The organism is Paenibacillus sp. 22594 (assembly GCF_052044425.1).
Taxonomy (GTDB): Bacteria; Bacillota; Bacilli; order Paenibacillales; family Paenibacillaceae; genus Paenibacillus_AQ.
On record NZ_JBQENA010000004.1, the window covers coordinates 428,259 to 447,409 of the forward strand.

24 protein-coding genes and 1 riboswitch are annotated in these 19,151 nt (G+C 48.5%); of the genes, 7 read left to right on the forward strand and 17 right to left on the reverse strand.

Annotated elements, in window-relative coordinates:
* Positions 1-6: 6 nt before the first annotated feature.
* The 7 genes from ACTJKB_RS16070 to ACTJKB_RS16100 all read right to left on the reverse strand — a co-directional run bounded on the left by ACTJKB_RS16070 (position 7) and on the right by ACTJKB_RS16100 (position 7,152).
* Positions 7-1,392, reverse strand: a complete 1,386-nt coding sequence (locus ACTJKB_RS16070; protein WP_440835269.1) for an amino acid permease — start codon at positions 1,390-1,392, stop codon at positions 7-9.
* A 133-nt stretch (positions 1,393-1,525) separates the two neighbouring features.
* Positions 1,526-1,606, reverse strand: a riboswitch (glycine riboswitch).
* 161 nt (positions 1,607-1,767) lie between these two features.
* Positions 1,768-2,220, reverse strand: a complete 453-nt coding sequence (locus tag ACTJKB_RS16075; RefSeq protein ID WP_440835270.1) for a DUF1569 domain-containing protein — start codon at positions 2,218-2,220, stop codon at positions 1,768-1,770.
* 33 nt (positions 2,221-2,253) lie between these two features.
* Positions 2,254-3,645: an aldehyde dehydrogenase gene (locus ACTJKB_RS16080; protein WP_440835271.1), complete on the reverse strand. Its 1,392-nt coding sequence runs from the start codon at positions 3,643-3,645 to the stop codon at positions 2,254-2,256.
* 29 nt (positions 3,646-3,674) lie between these two features.
* Complete coding sequence (locus ACTJKB_RS16085; protein ID WP_074083140.1) at positions 3,675-3,977, reverse strand: ArsR/SmtB family transcription factor; 303 nt, start codon at positions 3,975-3,977, stop codon at positions 3,675-3,677.
* A 180-nt stretch (positions 3,978-4,157) separates the two neighbouring features.
* Positions 4,158-4,994 (reverse strand): alpha/beta fold hydrolase, encoded by an 837-nt coding sequence (locus tag ACTJKB_RS16090; protein ID WP_440835272.1) that lies wholly within the window; start codon positions 4,992-4,994, stop codon positions 4,158-4,160.
* Positions 4,995-5,276: 282 nt separating this feature from the next.
* Entirely contained in the window at positions 5,277-6,299 is a 1,023-nt protein-coding gene (locus ACTJKB_RS16095; RefSeq protein WP_440835274.1) for a DUF2804 domain-containing protein, read from the reverse strand.
* 100 nt (positions 6,300-6,399) lie between these two features.
* Entirely contained in the window at positions 6,400-7,152 is a 753-nt protein-coding gene (locus tag ACTJKB_RS16100) for an alpha/beta hydrolase family protein (protein ID WP_440835275.1), read from the reverse strand.
* 248 nt (positions 7,153-7,400) lie between these two features.
* On the opposite strand from ACTJKB_RS16100, the gene ACTJKB_RS16105 reads away from it, so the two are divergent.
* Positions 7,401-8,108 (forward strand): DUF4386 domain-containing protein, encoded by a 708-nt coding sequence (locus tag ACTJKB_RS16105; RefSeq protein ID WP_440835276.1) that lies wholly within the window; start codon positions 7,401-7,403, stop codon positions 8,106-8,108.
* Here the strand turns inward: ACTJKB_RS16105 and ACTJKB_RS16110 are convergent.
* The 3 genes from ACTJKB_RS16110 to msrA all read right to left on the reverse strand — a co-directional run bounded on the left by ACTJKB_RS16110 (position 8,065) and on the right by msrA (position 10,157).
* Complete coding sequence (locus ACTJKB_RS16110; RefSeq protein WP_440835278.1) at positions 8,065-8,661, reverse strand: Crp/Fnr family transcriptional regulator; 597 nt, start codon at positions 8,659-8,661, stop codon at positions 8,065-8,067. The two genes, ACTJKB_RS16105 and ACTJKB_RS16110, sit on opposite strands and share 44 nt — an antisense overlap.
* Before the next feature lie 22 nt (positions 8,662-8,683).
* Entirely contained in the window at positions 8,684-9,115 is a 432-nt protein-coding gene (locus ACTJKB_RS16115; RefSeq protein ID WP_440835280.1) for a pyridoxamine 5'-phosphate oxidase family protein, read from the reverse strand.
* 79 nt (positions 9,116-9,194) lie between these two features.
* Positions 9,195-10,157, reverse strand: a complete 963-nt coding sequence (gene msrA, locus ACTJKB_RS16120) for a peptide-methionine (S)-S-oxide reductase MsrA (RefSeq protein WP_440835282.1) — start codon at positions 10,155-10,157, stop codon at positions 9,195-9,197.
* 217 nt (positions 10,158-10,374) lie between these two features.
* Here msrA and ACTJKB_RS16125 point away from each other — a divergent pair, with 217 nt between their 5' ends.
* Complete coding sequence (locus ACTJKB_RS16125; RefSeq protein ID WP_440835284.1) at positions 10,375-10,638, forward strand: hypothetical protein; 264 nt, start codon at positions 10,375-10,377, stop codon at positions 10,636-10,638.
* Here ACTJKB_RS16125 and ACTJKB_RS16130 read toward each other — a convergent pair.
* Complete coding sequence (locus ACTJKB_RS16130) at positions 10,619-10,795, reverse strand: hypothetical protein (protein WP_440835285.1); 177 nt, start codon at positions 10,793-10,795, stop codon at positions 10,619-10,621. The genes ACTJKB_RS16125 and ACTJKB_RS16130 overlap by 20 nt on opposite strands.
* 18 nt (positions 10,796-10,813) lie before the next feature.
* On the opposite strand from ACTJKB_RS16130, the gene ACTJKB_RS16135 reads away from it, so the two are divergent.
* Together ACTJKB_RS16135 and ACTJKB_RS16140 are read left to right on the forward strand one after the other, a co-directional pair.
* Positions 10,814-11,113 carry a hypothetical protein gene (locus ACTJKB_RS16135; RefSeq protein WP_440835287.1) on the forward strand — a complete coding sequence of 100 codons (300 nt, stop codon included), beginning with the start codon at positions 10,814-10,816 and terminating at the stop codon, positions 11,111-11,113.
* Positions 11,114-11,184: 71 nt separating this feature from the next.
* Positions 11,185-11,373, forward strand: coding sequence for a hypothetical protein (locus ACTJKB_RS16140; protein ID WP_440835288.1), 189 nt, complete (start codon positions 11,185-11,187; stop codon positions 11,371-11,373).
* Positions 11,374-11,488: 115 nt separating this feature from the next.
* On the opposite strand, the gene ACTJKB_RS16145 is transcribed toward ACTJKB_RS16140, so the two are convergent.
* Positions 11,489-11,674 carry a hypothetical protein gene (locus ACTJKB_RS16145; protein WP_440835289.1) on the reverse strand — a complete coding sequence of 62 codons (186 nt, stop codon included), beginning with the start codon at positions 11,672-11,674 and terminating at the stop codon, positions 11,489-11,491.
* Between the two features lie 184 nt (positions 11,675-11,858).
* Between ACTJKB_RS16145 and ACTJKB_RS16150 the strand changes: the two genes are divergently transcribed.
* From ACTJKB_RS16150 to ACTJKB_RS16160, 3 genes are all read left to right on the forward strand, one after another.
* Positions 11,859-12,266: a hypothetical protein gene (locus ACTJKB_RS16150; protein ID WP_440835290.1), complete on the forward strand. Its 408-nt coding sequence runs from the start codon at positions 11,859-11,861 to the stop codon at positions 12,264-12,266.
* A 2-nt stretch (positions 12,267-12,268) separates the two neighbouring features.
* On the forward strand, positions 12,269-13,555 hold the full coding sequence (locus ACTJKB_RS16155; RefSeq protein ID WP_440835292.1) for an ammonium transporter: 1,287 nt from the start codon (positions 12,269-12,271) through the stop codon (positions 13,553-13,555).
* Positions 13,556-13,815: 260 nt separating this feature from the next.
* Positions 13,816-14,787: a tRNA dihydrouridine synthase gene (locus tag ACTJKB_RS16160; RefSeq protein ID WP_440835294.1), complete on the forward strand. Its 972-nt coding sequence runs from the start codon at positions 13,816-13,818 to the stop codon at positions 14,785-14,787.
* A gap of 155 nt (positions 14,788-14,942) precedes the next feature.
* Here the strand turns inward: ACTJKB_RS16160 and groL are convergent, their stop codons facing one another.
* The 5 genes from groL to ACTJKB_RS16185 all read right to left on the reverse strand — a co-directional run bounded on the left by groL (position 14,943) and on the right by ACTJKB_RS16185 (position 19,143).
* Positions 14,943-16,574 carry a chaperonin GroEL gene (gene groL / locus ACTJKB_RS16165; RefSeq protein ID WP_440835295.1) on the reverse strand — a complete coding sequence of 544 codons (1,632 nt, stop codon included), beginning with the start codon at positions 16,572-16,574 and terminating at the stop codon, positions 14,943-14,945.
* A gap of 65 nt (positions 16,575-16,639) precedes the next feature.
* Positions 16,640-16,921 (reverse strand): co-chaperone GroES, encoded by a 282-nt coding sequence (gene groES, locus ACTJKB_RS16170; RefSeq protein WP_440835296.1) that lies wholly within the window; start codon positions 16,919-16,921, stop codon positions 16,640-16,642.
* A 391-nt stretch (positions 16,922-17,312) separates the two neighbouring features.
* Complete coding sequence (gene tatC / locus ACTJKB_RS16175; protein ID WP_440835297.1) at positions 17,313-18,086, reverse strand: twin-arginine translocase subunit TatC; 774 nt, start codon at positions 18,084-18,086, stop codon at positions 17,313-17,315.
* Positions 18,087-18,284: 198 nt separating this feature from the next.
* Positions 18,285-18,527 (reverse strand): twin-arginine translocase TatA/TatE family subunit, encoded by a 243-nt coding sequence (locus ACTJKB_RS16180; RefSeq protein ID WP_440835299.1) that lies wholly within the window; start codon positions 18,525-18,527, stop codon positions 18,285-18,287.
* A gap of 130 nt (positions 18,528-18,657) precedes the next feature.
* Positions 18,658-19,143, reverse strand: coding sequence for a MogA/MoaB family molybdenum cofactor biosynthesis protein (locus ACTJKB_RS16185; RefSeq protein WP_020429419.1), 486 nt, complete (start codon positions 19,141-19,143; stop codon positions 18,658-18,660).
* Positions 19,144-19,151: the final 8 nt, after the last annotated feature.

The window sequence follows — 19,151 nt, forward strand, 5'->3', positions numbered from 1 at the left end:
CTTTGATTAATGGCTTGTCGGTTCTGCACTGATTATTTTGTTACTCTGTTCCCTTTTCCTGCTATTCACCGAATACAAAACAAATAACAGAATGAACCATAGAGGCGTAAACAATAATGCCGGACGTGTATCTTCAGCAAACAGCATAATCAAGAGGATCGCAGCAAATAAAGCTAGGACCACATAATTAATCGCCGGCGTTAACGGTGCTTTGAATTTGGAATTCACATGTAATTCCGGGCGGGTCTTCTTATACTTGATGTGACATACGAGAACAACACCCCACACCCAGATAAAACAAATGGCACTTATGGTTGTTACGATTCCAAAAGCCTGCTCCGGAATGAGCTTACTCAGAAGAGCACCGCCAGATATGACTAGCGTAGATATGAATAACGAGTTCCCGGGTACATGATTTTTATTCAGTTTAGCAAAATGAACGGATGCTTGATCCTTCCGGCTCAAATTATAAAGAATCCGGCTTGTAGAGAACATCCCGCTGTTGCATGCGGAAGCGGCTGAAGTTAATACGACGAAATTGATTATCCCTGCGGCAATTGGAATCCCTACCAAACTAAAGGTTTTCACAAAAGGACTTTGTGCCGGACTGAGTTCCGTCCATGGGTTAATGCACAGAAGGACGAATAACGCGCCAACGTAGAAGAAGAGAATCCGTAGAGGTATTTTGTTGATCGCTGACGGGATGTTTTTCTCCGGATTTGCTGTTTCCGCTGCCGATACACCGACTAATTCCACACCGACATATGCAAATACAACCATTTGGAAGGAAAATAAAAAACCCTTTACACCGTTCGGAAACACACCTCCGTGTTCCCAAAGATTCCGGACCGTTACCGATCCTGCATCCGTCTTGAGCCCCATAATCAGGAAAATGACACCTATGCCGATTAAAGCAAGAATCGTGATGACCTTGATTAGAGCAAACCAGAATTCGAGTTCTCCGAAGTTTTTGACGGTCAGTAAATTGAGTCCTAACAAAATGATCAGGCAGACGACAGCAGGTACCCAATGCGGAATATCAAACCAATACTGCACATATACGCCTACTGCAATCACATCAGCCATAGCCGTCATGATCCAGCAGAACCAATAGGTCCAACCCGTGATGAACGCCGCCCGGGGGCCAAGATAGTCTTCGGCAATATCCGTAAATGACTGGTATCCCGCGTTAGACAACAGAAGCTCTCCCAGCGCTCTCATTACGAAAAATACAGCGATACCCACCATTAGATAGGTAATCATGATAGAGGGTCCCGCCTGCTGAATCGCCTTGCCCGATCCCAGGAATAATCCTGTGCCAATGGTGCCTCCGATGGCGATCAGTTGAACATGCCGGTTGGCCAGCTCTCTCTTTAATTCTTTTTGTGCCATTCCTAGTTCCCCCTTATGAATACAATACATTGATGCCAATAAAAAAAGAGACTGGATGTCATCCAATCTCCCGGGTCATAAGAATATGAAAGAATACCTGCCCTGCTGATGGTATCAGCATGACAAATACATTCCGTACTCTTCTGTCCTTTTGCCTGAGATTGTGAACCCTTCGGCGCCACGGAATTCCCGCGGTCTCTCCAGAAGCTGCTCCTGCTATAGTGTGATCCATAGCAATCATAGCTTGCGAATTATGAAGTTAATGTATCATGCGTTTCTAATATTCTAACATATTACTTGCGAAGTGAGTGTTCGATCAGTGATAAAAGTCTCAAACCAATTACTTCCATATCCCTTTGGCAATCAATCTTTAGCTTAGCTTGCGAACTGCACCTCTGAGAAATGATCTGTAATGTGCATGGTGAAATACCGGTCATACTCCTCCTTGCTCAGATCTCCGAAAATCAAGTGGGGAGCTAACTTCCCTTCATATGCTTGAAAGGCATCAATTGCCCTGAGGAGAAGTCCGATTCCCTCTTTGACGGTTCCCTGCTTTTCAAGCTTGGCCGCACCTGGTACATGTGCCGTTAAATCATGCTTCATATGACCCTGCTTCAAAAATTTCCGGATCACGATGCGGCCGATGGTTTTTCTCACAATCCTGGGCTTCAGCTGCGGATAACCTGTCATAGAATATTCGATGGTCTGTGCGCAATGGGCAAGAATCTCATAGAGCGGCCACTGCTTGGTTGGGATAACATCATACCCCTCCATGATCAGCAGTTCTTTCTTCACATCATTCAGTGATTTAAATTGCACGTTATTCATCTTGTTCTCCTCCTTATCGACGTTCCTCATGTATTAACGCATAATCTTTCTGACCCACTTAACCTTGTCGCCATAAGGCGGAAATAAGAAAGGGATATCCAGCTTCGTGCTCTTGGTCAGGACGCTTTTGGTATGGGAGAACAGCTCGAAGCTGTATTTCCCGTGATACGCGCCGATCCCGGCGTTCCCTACTCCCCCAAATGGCAGGTGGTGATTGGCAACATGGCTGATCGTATCGTTCACGCACCCACCGCCGAAGGAGACGCGTGAGAGTACTTTCTCCTCGACCTGACGTTGTCCGGTAAACAAGTACAGTGCTAACGGTTTGGGACGGGCGTTCACCATTTCTATCGCCTCCTCCACTTGACTGAAGCCCATAATGGGCAAAATCGGTCCAAAGAGTTCATCCTGCATCGCAGGGTCCGACCAAGAGGTTGCGGCAAGCAGCGTTGGCTCGATATAGAGCTCATCTCTGAGCGTTTTCCCGCCCGAAAGCACACTATTCGGCTCCGCTTCCAGAATCGCGGCCAAGCGGTCAAATTGGCGTTCATTGACGATTCGGCCATAATCCGGACTTACTCTGGCGTCCGGTCCGAAGAAGCCTGCCACAACCGTCTTCATCCGGGCAATCAATTCCTCCCTAATCTCTTCATGGGCAAGTACATAGTCCGGAGCAATGCATGTCTGCCCCGCGTTCATCATCTTCCCCCAAATAATCCGTTTGGCCGCAACGTCGAGGTTCGCTGTCCGCTCAACGATAGCCGGACTTTTGCCCCCAAGCTCAAGCGTGACGGGTACAAGGTTATTTGCAGCGGCTTTCATGACGATCTTTCCGACCGGTACGCTTCCCGTAAAAAAGATGTAGTCAAAGGGAGCGTGAATCAGCGCCGAGGTGGTCTCCTTCTCCCCTTCAATCACCCTAATATATGTCTCGTCAAAAGTTTCGCCGATCAGCTTCTTAACGACAGCAGTAACTGCAGGAGTATTCTCGGAGGGTTTTAAGACCGCGTTGTTCCCTGCCGCAATGGCTCCGATCAGCGGTTCAATCAGCAGCTGGAACGGATAATTATAGGGGCCGATGATAAGAACAGTTCCGTAAGGCTCTCTATACTGGTAACTCTTAGATACAGCAAGATAGAACGGTGTTTTTACCCTTTGCGGCTTCATCCACCGCTTCAAATGCTTGCTTATGTAGCGGATGCTGTCCAGCGTATAGCCAATCTCCGTCGAATAAGCCTCAAATTCACTTTTGTGCAGGTCCTGATACAACGCCGCCAGTAACGGCTGCTCGTTCCGTTTAATCGCGTCCGACAGCTTCTTCAGCTGCTCCAGACGAAACTCCACGCTTCGTGTATAACCGCTATGGAATTTCTCGCGATGCTCCTGCAGGATTTCATTTACCCGCTCTGAGTTCCACTGCTTCATATTCCTTCTCCTCTTTCTATGTAATAGGTCTAGAGACAATCCCGCTCTAAGGCAACTAGAAGCCTTCTTAACAAGTCCACCGATTCCTGCATGGACAACTCATAATATCGCTGGGTCCCCACTTGCTCGACTTTGATGACTCCCGCATTCTTGAGCAATTTCAGATGATGGGAAACCGCCGGCCGCGACAAGGACAACTTCCCGGTAATTTCATTGACCGTCATCCTTCCGTCCTCTGATAGATGGAGCAGAATATCCTGACGGTGCGGATCACTTAATACTTGAAGAATTGGAAGGCTTTCGCGAAAAATCTGCAATGCCTGCTTTCCCATGCTGGTGCCTCCCCGTTTATGTAGTTTAAATGTTTAAACATTTAAACCAATGGTATAGACTCATCCTACACTTTTCTTATTCAATAATCAAGAGTTCTATCTTCGAGAGCACTGCCATCGATTCGTTATCACAAAAGTTTAAGAGCCACGCCTCCTGTGAAGCGTGGCTCTTCCTCATAATCAGCCGTTCAAGAATTGCAATAATGCATGGTTAAATTCTTTAGCGTGGGTAGCATTGAATCCGTGGGGGCCGCCTGCGATTACGATTAATTGGCTGCCTGCGATCCGCTCATGCGCTTTTTGACCACTGATCTCGACAGGAACGATCGCATCGGCGTCACCATGGAGAATAAGCGTTGGCAATTTAAATTTCTCAAGGTCCACACGGAAATCGGTATAGCTGAATGCCGCAATGCAATCAAGCGTGCCTTTCGGGGACGCAAAAGCCGCAATATCGCGATTATATAAGCGGAATGCTTCGTTTACCAAGTTAGTTCGGTCTCCAGCAGCAAAGAAATTAGTTGTAAACTCATCCAGGAACGCTAGACGATCCGCCTTCACCCCGTTTTGAAATCCTTGAATAGTCGCATCGTCGAATCCGCCGTCCGGGTTATCCGATGATTTGTACAGGTAGGGAGGGATAGCACCGGCCAGCACCGCTTTCGATACCCGCTCCGTTCCATAAGTACCAATATAACGCGCTACTTCGCCTCCGCCCATGGAGAACCCGACCAGTGTCACATCGTGAAGATCCAGGTGCAAAATCAAGCCATGCAAATCCGCCGCGAACGTATCATAGTCGTATCCGTTCCACGGCTGGGAGGACTGGCCGAATCCGCGACGATCATACGTGATCACCCGATAACCGGCTTCAACTAGAGCAGGCACTTGCTTCTCCCAGGACCTTCCGCTGAGCGGCCAACCATGAATCAGTACAACTGGTTTGCCCGTTCCGACATCCTCATAATGAAGCTCTATTGCAATCCCATTCTCGTGTCCAACTGTAACCTTTGCCATATATATATCCCTCCATTTTTGGTTTTGTCGCTTCCACAGGCTTCCACTATTGTATTTTTCAATTATGACTATTTTCTCTGATCATATTCTATCCATTAATCAAATTATGTTGGTAATCACCGTATTCTTTGACCTCCCCTTTCATTGTTAAATATAGTTAAAATTTTAACGTTCAGAATATAACAATTAATAGTCTTACTGTCAACACCCCAAAAAAATGGACTTTTATATCGACTCTTAAGGATTAAATCAACAGAGCGGAATTCATAAGAAGCCTTCCCTTTACCACCGGTTGACCGCATGCTCCGCAAAGGCCACGAGATCCTTAACCTCGATCACCGTGCCGTCGTCTAAAACGGCCTTCCCGTTAAACTTCCCGAAAATCTGGTGGCAATGCGTATCGACAATTTTCAGCTTCATTTCCGTGTACCGATCATAGATCGGCTTGAACTCCATTTCGAATCGCCCATCTTCGCTAATGAAGGTTTTCCTCGCCATGTAACCACCGCCTCCTTGCAGATCGAAGTGAACTTGGCCGATCTTATGCGCTTTGCCGTCATAGAACAGGATGTTCTCCGTGGCGGCAGATGTGTTACCGAAGCCATAGCCGATGTTAAAGCCGAACCGTTTGCCGAAGGCATAACCGCTGCCGCTTCCCCAGAACCACTCGTGGCTGAACGGCCATACCCCCCGGCCCCAATCGAGAAGCCCGAAAGCGGTATCGGCTTCGAACCGATATTCCTGCTCCCCTATTCGGGCAACACCGCTAGCAGGCATACAATTGATTTTATGATTGTAATAGAAAAAACGTCTATCCTCATCAAATGGCGTTGCCATCACAATCGAGGTAGAATCAGGCTGGATTAGCCGAATATCGATGTCGACCGGTAACTGCTTGCCGTTGCCGTCGGACTTGCAAATAAGCCTGCGCTCTCCGTCCACTACCTGAAACTGCATGAGGAAGCCTTTTTTCTGATACGTCAGATCGCCTTGCTCGGCCGTTGCTGGCATATTCAACCGGCCGAATGGTAATATAAGCATGTTCGAAATATCGTACCGTTTGCCGGTTTCAAACTCGAAGAGCTTCACGGATACATCGCCGGCGTAGGAGACATGCCCGATGGTCATCTGTAAGCCATACTGATCGTTCGACACTTGATAGAAATCCCATTCCTTGACTCGCCAGGGCGGCGCCTTGATTGCGTCCCGATTGAAGGTGAGCACGGCTTGGGTCGAGTAACCGCGCTGCAGCAAGACGCCGTCGCTGCCAAGCACAGGACCGGGCGTATGAATTCGATTTTGCATAAGTAGATCCCTCCAGAGTTGAGTTGCCTAGTCTATACAGCATGATGCAATCGTGGGCGCCTTTAACAAATGAAAGCGGTTGCGAATAATCATTTAGCGATTAGATATTTGCTTTTATAAATTCATATGTCATCTCAGCGACTCTTTTATTACCAGCTTCTGAAAAACCGTGGCCTTCTCCTGGAAACACTTCAATTCTAGCATGAGGATATAACATTGATGCCTTCTTCCCATATTCAAGTGACACAATGTCATCCTGATCCCCATGAAAAATCAAAACATTTTTATCGAATTGGCCAATATGGTCAAATACATCATATTTATGAATCGATTCAAAAAACACTCTCCCCAATTGAACTTCCCATAACTCATACGCATCAGGAATGCTCTCCAATGTTGGAAACTTTTTATTCCAGTCAGCTACAATACACAGCGCTGGAAATAGTAATAAGAGTCCTTTAATATCTTTTATATAATCATCAGCTACTAATGCAGATACTAATCCTCCCTGGCTTCCTCCAAATAAAAAGATATTATCAGAATCAACATTCTCCCAAGTTTTTATGTTTTCAACAACAGCGCATAGATCTTCTTTTTCTGTAAATATAGACATTTCATTGGTCCTAAGGTCACTCTTTGAATGTACGGAGCCGCCACAAAAGTCGAAACAATATGCGCCCACCCCATTCTTTGCTAAATAGTCACTATTCATAGCGAAATCTTCATTTATTCCATTAAACCCATGGCTGAAGATCACGACAGGACATTTTTTCTTATTAGGCATGTAAGAGACACCATAAATTTCTCTCCCATGATGTTTAATCTTTACCGTTTCTTTTTGATAACTGTTCATGTTTAACCCTCCATGACATAGAATTTTTTCACATCGCTTTGTAACTTTGATACCCTCTTTCAATTATTCTGCCTGGCCTACAATTTCACCTTTGCTTGTGGTACGGTTTCACCAACCGCATTATCCCGGCTTCACTTCGATACTGGGCACTTTTGCATACCCCATCTGAACTCCTTGACTTAAGTCAATGCTCCCTCCTTACCCTCTTTGTACAATGGAACCAGAATCAATTAGAGGGGGTTGTGTTAATGTCTGCAGCAGTGGCGCGAACTGGGGGAATTTCACTACTTGTGATGGCGGTGGCCGCCGCATTTTCGTATGGATATGTTCATGGAAGTCTTGTGGTGGAGGGAGATCCAGCCGTTACCTTCGGCAACCTGCAAGCTTCTCCCCTGCTATTCAGGGCTGAAATTCTGGGATGGGTGCTGATATTAGCCTGTGACATTGCAGCCGCATGGGCATTATATACGGTTCTGAAGCCTGTGCAGCAGGCATTGTCCCTGCTGGGTGCATGGCTGCGCCTATCCTATACTGCGGTATTGGGGGTCGCTGTCTCCAGCCTGGTTGTCGTCTCGCTTCTTACAGACAGCAGGAGTCAGGCACTGATCGGCTTCACACCGCAGGAGTTACAGGCGGAGATGATGCTTTTTCTTCACGCTTTTGAAGCGGTGTGGTCGATCAGCTTGATTCTGTTTGGGGGGCATCTGCTCATAATGGGCCTGCTGGCCTTCCAATCGGGTAATATCCCGAAGATTATTAGTGTTCTGTTGCTGCTGGCTGGGGCAGGTTATATCTTGCTCCATCTGAGCAGCACACTCGTTCCTGAGTATGAAGAATTAATAAAAGTAGTCAAATGGGTATTTATGCTGCCGATGACGGCGGGGGAGCTGGGCCTTGGCCTATGGCTGCTGTTCAGAGTCCCGGCTCCGCGGGTTCGCGGTGAATCCGCTTCTTGATCCGGCTCAGTGACTCCGGCGTTATTCCGAGATAACTCGCCAGCTGATGCTGGGGGACACGGCTGATCAGTGCGGGTCTTTTGTGAAGGAGAGCCTTCAGGCGGTCTTCGGGAGAAGAGGCAATAAAAGCGGCGAATTCCTCCTGCATCTGACCGAAGCTCTCCTCAATCATCTGGCGGGTCATAGTTTCCAGCTGTGTATGTTTGGTGTACATCGCCTTCTCAGTATCCAGCGGGCCAACCACTAATATGCAGTCCTCCAGACAGGTCAGGGTGTACTCTGACGTTTTATCCGGCTTATGCGCATTGAAAATCGAGATCGCCTGCTCCTCTGTATAGAAGTTGGAGGTGATATCCCGGCCTATAACATCAACTGCATGCTGCCGCACGCATCCCTTCAGGACAAAATAGCATTGGCCGGGAACCTCTCCCTGCTGCAGCAGAACAGTTCCCTTGCAGTATTCCTCGACAAGGATTTCGTCCAGAATCGCTTGCTGCTCTTCATTACTTAAAGAAGTCAGCCGGGTCATATATTGGAGCAAAAGATGCTTCATATTCCAGCCGTCCCCCTATAGATTAGATTTCACTCATCACGGGCACATCGAAATTATCTGAATGAAAATGGCTGTAGAACCGCCCATTTTCTGCTGTGAATTTCAGGACGCAATAGTCTGGGTCTGTTACGCCCAGCGAATAATAATCCGTATCGCCCTCGCACCAGATCATTTCCTTGGAAGCCTGGTCCTCCAGCACCTCCATGGTGCCTCTCAGCATGAAGCCTTTAAATGTGCGCGGATTGCAAAAGTACACACAGGCCTGCGGATGCTCCCTATACTGTCTGACCCGCATGGATGAGGTATTGGTCGTGAAATAAAAGACCTGCATTCCTTCCCTTTTGCGCGGCGGCAGCATGGCCTTCATATTCGGAAACCCTTCTGCATCCACAGATCCGATAAAAGATACCTCTGCCTCGTCCATTAATGATTCGATAGTCTGCTCCATATCCATCCTGCATTCCTCCAGCGATTCATATGTATTTCAGCCTCTTCCATTTTATCACTAATCAGGCAGACATAAATTACTAAGATCATATTAACGGCTCCAGATACCGCTCCAGCCCGTTCGACTCCAGCTCTTCTTTCGGGATGAACCGGAGTGCGGCAGAATTGACCCGGTAGTGCTGCTTCGCCGGCTCCGGCCCATCGAAGAACAAATGACCCAGATAGGCTCCGCTCAGCCTGCTGCGCAGTGCCGTCCGGACCTCTCCGCCGCTGTAATCAGCCTCCCGCCGAATCAGACCTTCGGCAATCGGTCCAGTGAAGCTGGGCCAGCCGGTGGCGGAATCGAATTTATCCGCCGAGCTAAACAGCGGGTCGCCGCTGACCACATCCACATAAACGCCGTCACGGAATTCGTTCCAATACTCATTCTCATACGGCGGCTCTGTCGCCTTATGCTGCGTGACCTCATATTGCAGCCGGGTCAGCTGGCTCTTCAGGCGTTTTTGATCCTCACGGCTGTTCCAGTGCTGCTCCAGGAATTCGTCCCGGCCCGAGCCCTTCAGATAGAGCTTATAATCCAAGGGATGGGTTTTATAATAATCCTGATGCATATCCTCAGCCGTGTAAAATGGAGCAGCGGGAAGAATCTCCGTCACAATCGGGTCCTTGAATCTTTTACTTGCCTGGAGCGCCGTCTTGGACGCCTCTGCCTTTTTCCGCTGCTCATCATTATGCACAAAGATCGCCGTCCGGTAGGAATATCCCCGGTCCATGAATTGCCCGCCCTTGTCCGTCGGATCAATCAGCTGCCAATAAATGTCCAGCAGCCGCTCATACGGGAACACCTCCGGCTCAAATGTAATCTGCACAGCCTCCACATGCCCCGTCGTTTCCGTACCCACTTCCTCATAAGTCGGATTAACCGTGTGGCCGCCCGTATACCCGGATACCAATGAGACAATGCCCGGCAGCTCGTCAAAGGGCTTGACCATACACCAAAAGCAGCCACCCGCAAAGGTGGCAAGCTCCGTTCCGTTCTTTTCGTTCAACCGGCACACCTTCTTTCGCGGATTTTCCCTATTATATATGAATATCTCTTTTTTCCAAAGACAGCAGTACAGAATGAGCATGGTAATCGATATACTTGGGCAATAACTTCTGCTTAGATAGGAGTGGACCCGGTTGAACTTCGGCGGAAAAGGGTACTGGAAAGGACGGCTTATACTTTAGAACAGGGAATGCTTTATCACCAGGAGGATTACAACAATGGATGCTACTAGAACTGAACATATAGATACTACAAAGACACAGCGGCTGAAAATCGCCTTAACCGGAGCGAGCGAATATATCGGATATATCCTGCTGGAGCAGCTGACTCGGGAATATGATGTGATCGCGTTATCCAGGCACGGAGACCAGAAGGAAGATAACAGCCATGTGGAATGGCGTTCCTGTGAGCCGTTCTCCATATCCTCTGCGGAAGAGCATTACAAGGCGCAGACTATGCCATCTATCTGGTCCACTCCATGATGCCGACAGCTAAGCTGACACAGGCAAACTTCGCGGACCTGGACGCCAAACTCGCGGATAATTTTGCCGCGCAGCAAGCAAGAACGGCATCCACCAGATCATCTACCTCAGCAGGATCATCCCAGACTATAAGCCGCAGAACCAGCTGTCCCGCCATCTGCGTTGCCGGGTTGAGGTGGAGCGGGTGCTGGGCTCCTACGGTGTACCTGTCACAACAATCCGCGCCGGACTGATCGTCGAACCGCAGGGCTTGTCCTTCCCTATTCTGGTCCGGCGCCTGCCGGTCATGGCACTGCCGAAATGGACGCGCACTAAGACCCACCCCATTGCACTGTCTGATGTCCGGGCCGTGACAGCAAGCATTGGGAGCATGGAACTGTACAACCGGGCCATTGATGTTGGCGGACCTGACAGCATGACCTACAAAGAAATGATGCTCCAGACGGCAGAGGTCATGCCAAGAAACGGAAATTAGTCGGTGTTCCGTTTCTGACTATTAACCTGTCGCGCCTCTGGGTTTCTCTGATTACCGGAGCCCCCAACGAGATGGCCTACCCGCTGATCGAGAGTCTCGCCCACCGGATGGTTGCGGACCCGGGCCGGGATATGCCCGGGCGCAGCAGTACGGAGAGCACGGTCTACCGTATATCCGGCGGTGCTTTTACCAAAAAAGGGGATACCCACGAGGGAAGGCTGGAATTCCTCCAGCTTCCCGGTTCACAGGAATGCATCTGAAACGGATGTAAGCACCCTCGTTACTAACACTCATAAACAAAGCCGTACTGCAGGTCTTAAGACCTTTCAGTACGGCTATTTTTACAGGCAAAAAGATCGGCACCATCCACTCCCACTAATCCACAAGCTCATCCAGTTCGCCTTCCAGTTCCGCGAGCTTGTTCTTGGCTTCATCCAGTGCTTCCTTATGTCCTGCAGCTTCGGCCCGCTTTATCACCTGTTTGACAGCTGCAATCTGCTGTTCCAGATAGAGGATATCGGTTGCATCTCCTGAGCTGCCCAATATCTGTGAGTAGGTCATAATCATCATCCTTTCAGATATCTTCCTGCTAATCGTTCGTCTTGTACTCTATATAATATAGGGTCTTGCAATCCCCGTATACCACATTACTGGATTGACATGCCACCTGGTACAAAAACCTATTGACTTGTAAATATATTGTCCCTATAATCAGTCTATGACTTTTCATGTAAGGAGATCTAACATGATTATTGTAGATGAAGTTTACCAAAATGTTGTTTATCGTCTATCTGCAGAGGAAGTAAAAGACCTCATCGTACGCCTCAAGATCAAGAAAGAGGATGAAATCGAGGGGATTAAGGATAAAATCAACAAATATGAACAAAAAAGACGGGCCGAAGAGGCAATGTACCAATCGCTCTCCCCGATCCGCAAATGGTTTGCCGGACACCCGGCCAGCCATCACACAGCCGTAGAATATATCGTTCATGTAAAAGACCGGTTCAAACGAATAAACAGCATTAAAAGAGACATTCAAGAGCTAGATCAGGTTCTACTCCTTCTAGATAACCATCCGGCAACGGAAGAGATCCCGCTCTCACCAGAGATTATACGTGAAATCAAAACCATTAGGGGTATGGAGGCACTATAGAAATGAATGTGACGCTGGAGTCGCTTGGCGGTGGAGTAGATACGATTTGGGTTGTATTGAGCGCCGCTATGATTTTGCTGATGGAGGGCGGTTTTGCCCTGCTGGAAGCCGGTTTTGTAAGGTATAAGAACAGTGTGAACATCATCATGAAAGTATTCGCCGATATCACCATAGGAACGCTGATTTTTTATATTTTCGGATTTGGGCTCATGTACGGTAAAGACGCCGGTGGTTTGGTGGGCACGAGCGGATTCCTGCTTGGCGGTGATCTCTCCAATCTCCATTTCACCATCTCGATTGATACCTTCTGGCTGTTCCAGGCGGCATTTACTATCGCTGTTATTTCCATCGTATCGGGTGCGGTTGCCGAACGGATCAACTTCCGCGCCTATCTGCTGTACGTCATATTAATGACCGGCCTGATCTATCCCCTGGGTGGGCATTGGGCCTGGGGCGGCGGCTGGCTGAACCAACTGGGCCTGCAGGACTTCGCAGGTTCAGCCGTCATTCATGCCCTTGGAGGATTCTCGGCACTGGCAGCGGCGATCGTCATCGGCCCTAGAAAGGGCAAGTTCAATCAGGCCGGAAACAGCACGGTTTCCCTGCCGAGCAATCTGCCGCTTGCTTCAGTCGGCGCCTTCCTGCTCTGGTTTGGCTGGTTCGGCTTTAACGCAGGAAGTACCTTAAGTGCTACCGATGTCCGGATTGGACACATCGCTATTACTACCATGCTCTCAGCAGCAGCAGGCGGCGGCATCACACTGATCTACACTCTATTCCGTTACCAGCGATCAGATGCACCATCAGTGATCAACGGTTCCCTCGCCGGTCTGGTCGGTATTACTGCCGGCTGTGCGTTTGTCAGTGACGGTGCGGCCATCCTGATCGGTGCCGTCTCCGGTCTGCTCATGATGGCGGCTACCAACTGGCTGGAAGCCCGCCGCATAGATGACCCAGTAGGTGCCTTTCCGGTACATGCCGTATCTGGCGCTTGGGGGACTATAGCTGTAGGCTTGTTCGCCACCGATGGTGGGCTGCTCTATGGCGGCGGTTGGCATCAGCTAGGGGTACAGACTCTTGGTCTAGTTACATTGGCTGCGTGGGGATTTGCAACTACCTGGTGTGGTCTGAAGCTGATCGGAAAGCTGGTCCATGTCCGTTCCAGCGAGGAAGAGGAAGACATCGGACTCGATATCAGTTATCACGGCATGATAGCCGTACATCGATCAGCTGAATTCATTGAGCTTGAAGATCATTATCTGGCGGAAGACGACAAATCTCTCCATTAAGGCCAGGAAGTAAAAAGCCCCCCCTACCGGGGATGTCCAACTAGGGAAAAGCCGTCGGAATTACCGGCGGCTTTTTTATGTATGCCAATAAGACTATAAGATCTAGATGCTTAGTCGGTCACTCTCACGCCAAATCACACTCCAATGTGTCTGCCCTTCACACCATTGATTCTGTGCATCAAACGAAAAATAATGATACTATGTAAAGGACTTTGCTATAGATTATATCGTTTTTAAATGTTGCAACAGGAGAAGATAACATGGAATCAAATTTTTGGATGGATCTACCAAAGCCGTTTTTTATATTAGCTCCAATGGAAGATGTCACAGATATTGTATTTCGTCAGGTCATTAGAGAAGCTGCAACACCTGACGTATTTTTTACGGAATTCACAAGTACAGAAAATTATTGTCACCCTGTTGGAAAAGAAAATGTAGGTGGCCGATTAATGTTCACAGATGATGAGCAACCGATTGTCGCTCATATTTGGGGCAATAAACCTGCACTTTTTGAACAGATGAGTATTGATATGAAAAAACTTGGTTTTCGTGGTATCGATATAAACATGGGATGCCCAGTACAAAACGCCGCCTCCACTGGAAAAGGGGCTGGATTAATACGCCATCCTGAAGTTGCAGCAGAAATTATTCAAGCAGCAAAAGCAGGTGGATTGCCGGTTAGTGTTAAAACAAGATTGGGTTACTCTAATATTGACGAGTGGCGCGATTGGTTAGGACATATATTGAAACAAGATATTGCGAATCTTTCCATTCACCTTCGTACAAAAAAAGAGAAGAGTAAAGTAGATGCACACTGGGAACTAATCCCTGATATAAAAAAATTACGCGATGAAATTGCTCCAAATACGTTGTTAACCATTAATGGAGATATTCCCGACCGCGCAACAGGATTACAATTAGTAGAACAATACGGCGTTGATGGTGTCATGATTGGCCGCGGCATTTTCACTAATCCATTTGCTTTTGAGAAAGAATCTAAAGAACATAGCGCGAAGGATTTTCTCAATTTACTTCTTTTGCAGTTGGATCTTCACGATAAATATTCAACAGAAACCCTGCCACGTTCATTTAGACCACTTCTTCGCTATTTCAAAATCTATGTTCGTGAATTTAGAGGCGCAGGCGAACTAAGAGACCAACTAATGAGTACCACTTCAACAGACGAAGTGCGTCGTTTAGTACAACCTCTTTTAGATCAAGAGTTAGATTGAAGCACCTAAATAGAACTCCAGTTCCGATAACTTGTTAATCAAAAATAATGAGAGACCTCCCAAAAGTTCAATGAACTCTTGAAAAGTCTCTCATTTTTGCACTATGAGGTCATGCAATGGTCGATCATCATCGAATTACTTCGATAATGACTTCATTACATCATGCCGCCCATACCACCCATGCCGCCCATATCTGGCATGCCGCCGCCTTTTTCAGGCTCTGGCTTGTCAGCGATAACCGCTTCGGTAGTCAGGAACATAGCAGCTACGGATGCTGCGTTCTGCAGCGCGTAACGGGTCACTTTGGCAGGGTCAACGATCCCTGCTTCGAACATGTTCACCCACTCATCGGTAGCAGCGTTGTAGCCGATACCTACAGCTTCTTTTTTCAAGCGGTCCACGATAACGGAACCTTCTTGACCAGCGTTGGCAGCGATCGTGCGGACTGGTTCTTCGAGTGCACGCAGCACGAGGTTAACACCAGTTCTTTCGTCGCCTTCAGCTACTACTGCAGCTACAGCAGCATATACGTTCACAAGAGCAGTACCACCACCGGATACGATACCTTCTTCAACCGCAGCGCGGGTTGCGTTCAGGGCGTCTTCGATGCGCAGTTTGCGCTCTTTCAATTCAGTTTCAGTTGCAGCGCCTACTTTGACAACGGCTACGCCGCCAGCCAATTTAGCCAGACGTTCCTGCAGTTTTTCTTTGTCGAACTCGGAAGTGGTTTCTTCCAGCTGGGAACGGATTTGGCTAACGCGTGCATTGATGTCCGCTTTGTCGCCACTGCCGTCTACGATTGTAGTGTTTTCTTTGGTTACACGTACTTGACGGGCTTTACCCAGTTGTTCCACAGTAGTGCTCTTCAGATCCAGACCGAGCTTCTCAGTGATCACTTGGCCGCCTGTCAGAGCAGCGATGTCCTGCAGCATAGCTTCACGGCGGTCGCCGAAGCCAGGAGCTTTGACAGCTACAGCGTTGAAGGTTCCGCGCAGTTTGTTCACGATCAGCATGGCTTGAGCTTCGCCTTCAATATCTTCAGCGATGATTACCAGCGGACGTGCCTGCTGTACGATCTTCTCGAGCAATGGAAGGATTTCCTGTGTGCTGCTGATCTTTTTGTCGGTGATCAGGATGTACGGGTTCTCCAGAACAGCTTCCATTTTGTCCGTATCTGTAATCATGTACGGGGAAATGTAACCGCGGTCGAACTGCATGCCTTCTACCACTTCAAGCTCAGTCAGGAAGCCGCGGGATTCTTCAACGGTGATAACGCCGTCTTTGCCCACTTTTTCCATAGCTTCAGCAATCAGTTGGCCCACTTCATCGTCAGCAGCGGAGATAGCAGCTACTTGTGCGATAGACTGGGAATCTTCGATCGGTTTAGCAATCTTTTGCAGCTCAGCTACAGCAGCTTTAACCGCTTTGTCGATCCCTTTACGCATAACCATTGGGTTAGCGCCTGCAGTTACGTTTTTCAGACCTTCGCGAATCATCGCTTGAGCCAGAACCGTTGCAGTTGTAGTACCGTCACCGGCTACATCGTTTGTCTTTGTAGCTACTTCTTTGACGAGCTGTGCGCCCATGTTCTCAAAAGCATCTTCCAGTTCGATTTCCTTAGCGATAGTTACACCATCGTTAGTGATGAGCGGGCTGCCGAATTTCTTCTCCAGCACCACGTTGCGGCCTTTTGGTCCAAGTGTAACCTTTACAGCATTTGCCAAAGCATCAACCCCACGCAGCATTGCGCGGCGGGCATCTTCACTGAATTTAATTTCTTTTGCCATTGTGTTGTTAACCTCCTAAAATTTTTGTAAGTATATTCGGTTATCACTTATGAAAGGCTATCCGATTATTCGAGAATCGCGTGAATGTCGCTTTCCTTCATAATCAAATATTCTTTGCCTTCGTATTTAATTTCAGTTCCGGCATATTTCGAGAACAGCACGCGGTCGCCTTCTTTAACTTCCAGTGGCACACGTACTCCGTCTTTCAGGGCACCGCTGCCTACAGCGATAATTCTGCCTTCTTGCGGCTTCTCTTTGGAGGAGTCCGGAAGCACAATCCCGAAAGAAGTGGTTTGCTCTTGCTCGCTTGGTTCTACCAATACGCGTTCACCTAGTGGTTTGATCATGAAAAAATAGCCTCCTTTGAAATATGTTGTTTACCTTGAAAACATAACTGGGATACCGCTCGAAGCTCAGGCGTTTCAGCGGCAGTTATGAAAAACAGGATTCTCAGCGCGGCAGATACCGGTGATTTCCTTATTTTTCATTGGTATTAGCACTCAACCCTCTGTAGTGCTAACAACAATTTTTATGATACTCAACTTGAAGGCGGATTTCAAGTCTTTTACGTAAAATCATCCAGCTTTTACGGAAAAATATGGTCAGAAGGGTTGTCCGGCCCATACTCTCTTACATTCTATCCACCGGAGGGCAAAATATGCCACCTTTGTGAGGGGAGAATTCAGCCCAGACTTTGGCCGTGCCCGGGTGCAGTTCCCTAGACTGCGGCCAAGTCCCTTACCTGGACTCCTCTTTCCTGACATATCTCGCCTCCAGCTCGTTGTCCATGGCCAGCTGCTTGCGGTAGACGAAGGCGGACAGGAACACGCTGAATTCATAGAGGATCAGGAGTGGTATCGTCACAAGAAAGTCCGAGATGAAATCCGGCGGTGTGATGACCACAGCAATAAAGACGAGTGCAAAATAAGCGTACCGGCGCATTTTGCGCAGACGCAGCGGATTGAGAATTCTCAGCTTGGTCAGGAACATGACCACAAGCGGAAGCTCGAACAGCAGCGCCAGAGGAATAACCAGACTGAACAAAAAGCTGAAATACTGGGCAATGCCGTAGGTTTCCTCCAGCCCCATGCTGCGGGTAATCGTAATGGTGAAGGACAGCGCCATCGGGAACACAATATAGTAGGCGAACGCGATGCCCAGAATAAAAAGGATAAAGACGTAAGGCACGTAGCGCAGAGCCGCGCTCCGCTCCACCGGCCGAAGGCCGGGGCTGATAAATGCCCATAGCTGATAGACGATGAACGGCACAGATACGGCCAGCGATACAGCCATGGCGATTTTCATATACATTCCGATGCCGTCCCAGAAGGAAAACGCATGCAGCACGAAGCCTTGAGCCTGATCGGCGTGAATCAGATAGAGATAGATCGGTTTGGCCACGAACAACCCTGCAATCAGGCCGGCCACAAATACAATGAGCACATAGATAATCCGCTTGCGCAGTTCGGTTAAATGATCCACCACTGACATTTCTTCCGCTTCCTGAGACATGACTGACACCACCCGATGACTATGTATGAATAATAAGGGATCGAAGCCGCGATACTACACATCGCTTTCAGGCATCCGTTCCAGCTAGAAAGAGAAGGACCATTTATATCGTGAAACATATTATTTCTTATCTTTCAAAAAAAGGGCGCCGCCCAGTCTAAACAGCACTGAGAGAAACGCCCCGCGTGAAAAATGATATTATTCCGGCAGACGTCTGTCCTGCGGAAGATCTGCTGCCATCGTCTGCGGGGCTGCCGTTGCCGGAGCTTCGCTTTTCTTCACAGGTTCCGGATCACTGATAATTTCCCGCGCCCCATCCTTAAACTCACGGAAGGTACGTCCGACGGCACGTCCCAGTTCAGGAAGCTTATTAGGACCAAAGAGCAGCAGTGCCAGGATAACCAGTAAAATAATCCCGGGAGCACCAATACCACTTAGCATGTGTTATTCCTCCTTCTCACTCTGTCCGTTCATGATATTGTTAACTATAAATTAATAATACCATAACTTATGTCACACATCCATCAGCGATCTCTGACGATTCTTGGTGACACGACCGAAAGAAAAGACATTATTGCCGGTATTGGCCAGTTACCATGAGCAAAGCTTCCGGCAGCTGATCCATAATTGCCGCCAGGTTCTCATGTACCCCCTTGGGCGTACCCGGCAGGTTCACGATTAGTGTTCTTCCACGTATGCCGCAAATCCCCCGGAACAGCATAACTGCCCGGTTCTTCTGCATGACCGTACTCCGCATGGCCTCCGAGAGCCCGGGCACCTCCCGCTCAATGACACGCCGGGTCGCCTCAGGCGTAACATCACGAATCGCAAGATCGGTGCCACCGGTAGTCAGCACCAAATCCGCCTGGAAATAATCCGTTAATTCAATCAGAGCAGCAATAATCTCATCCTGTTCATCCGGTACGATCCGGTACTCAACGATCTCGCCACCTAGCTCCTCTTCCACCAGTTCCCGAATAACCTGGGCGCTCGTGTCTTCCCGTTCGCCTCTGGCCCCTTTATCGCTGGCCGTCAGGATTGCTGTTTTCCACGCCATAGGTTGTC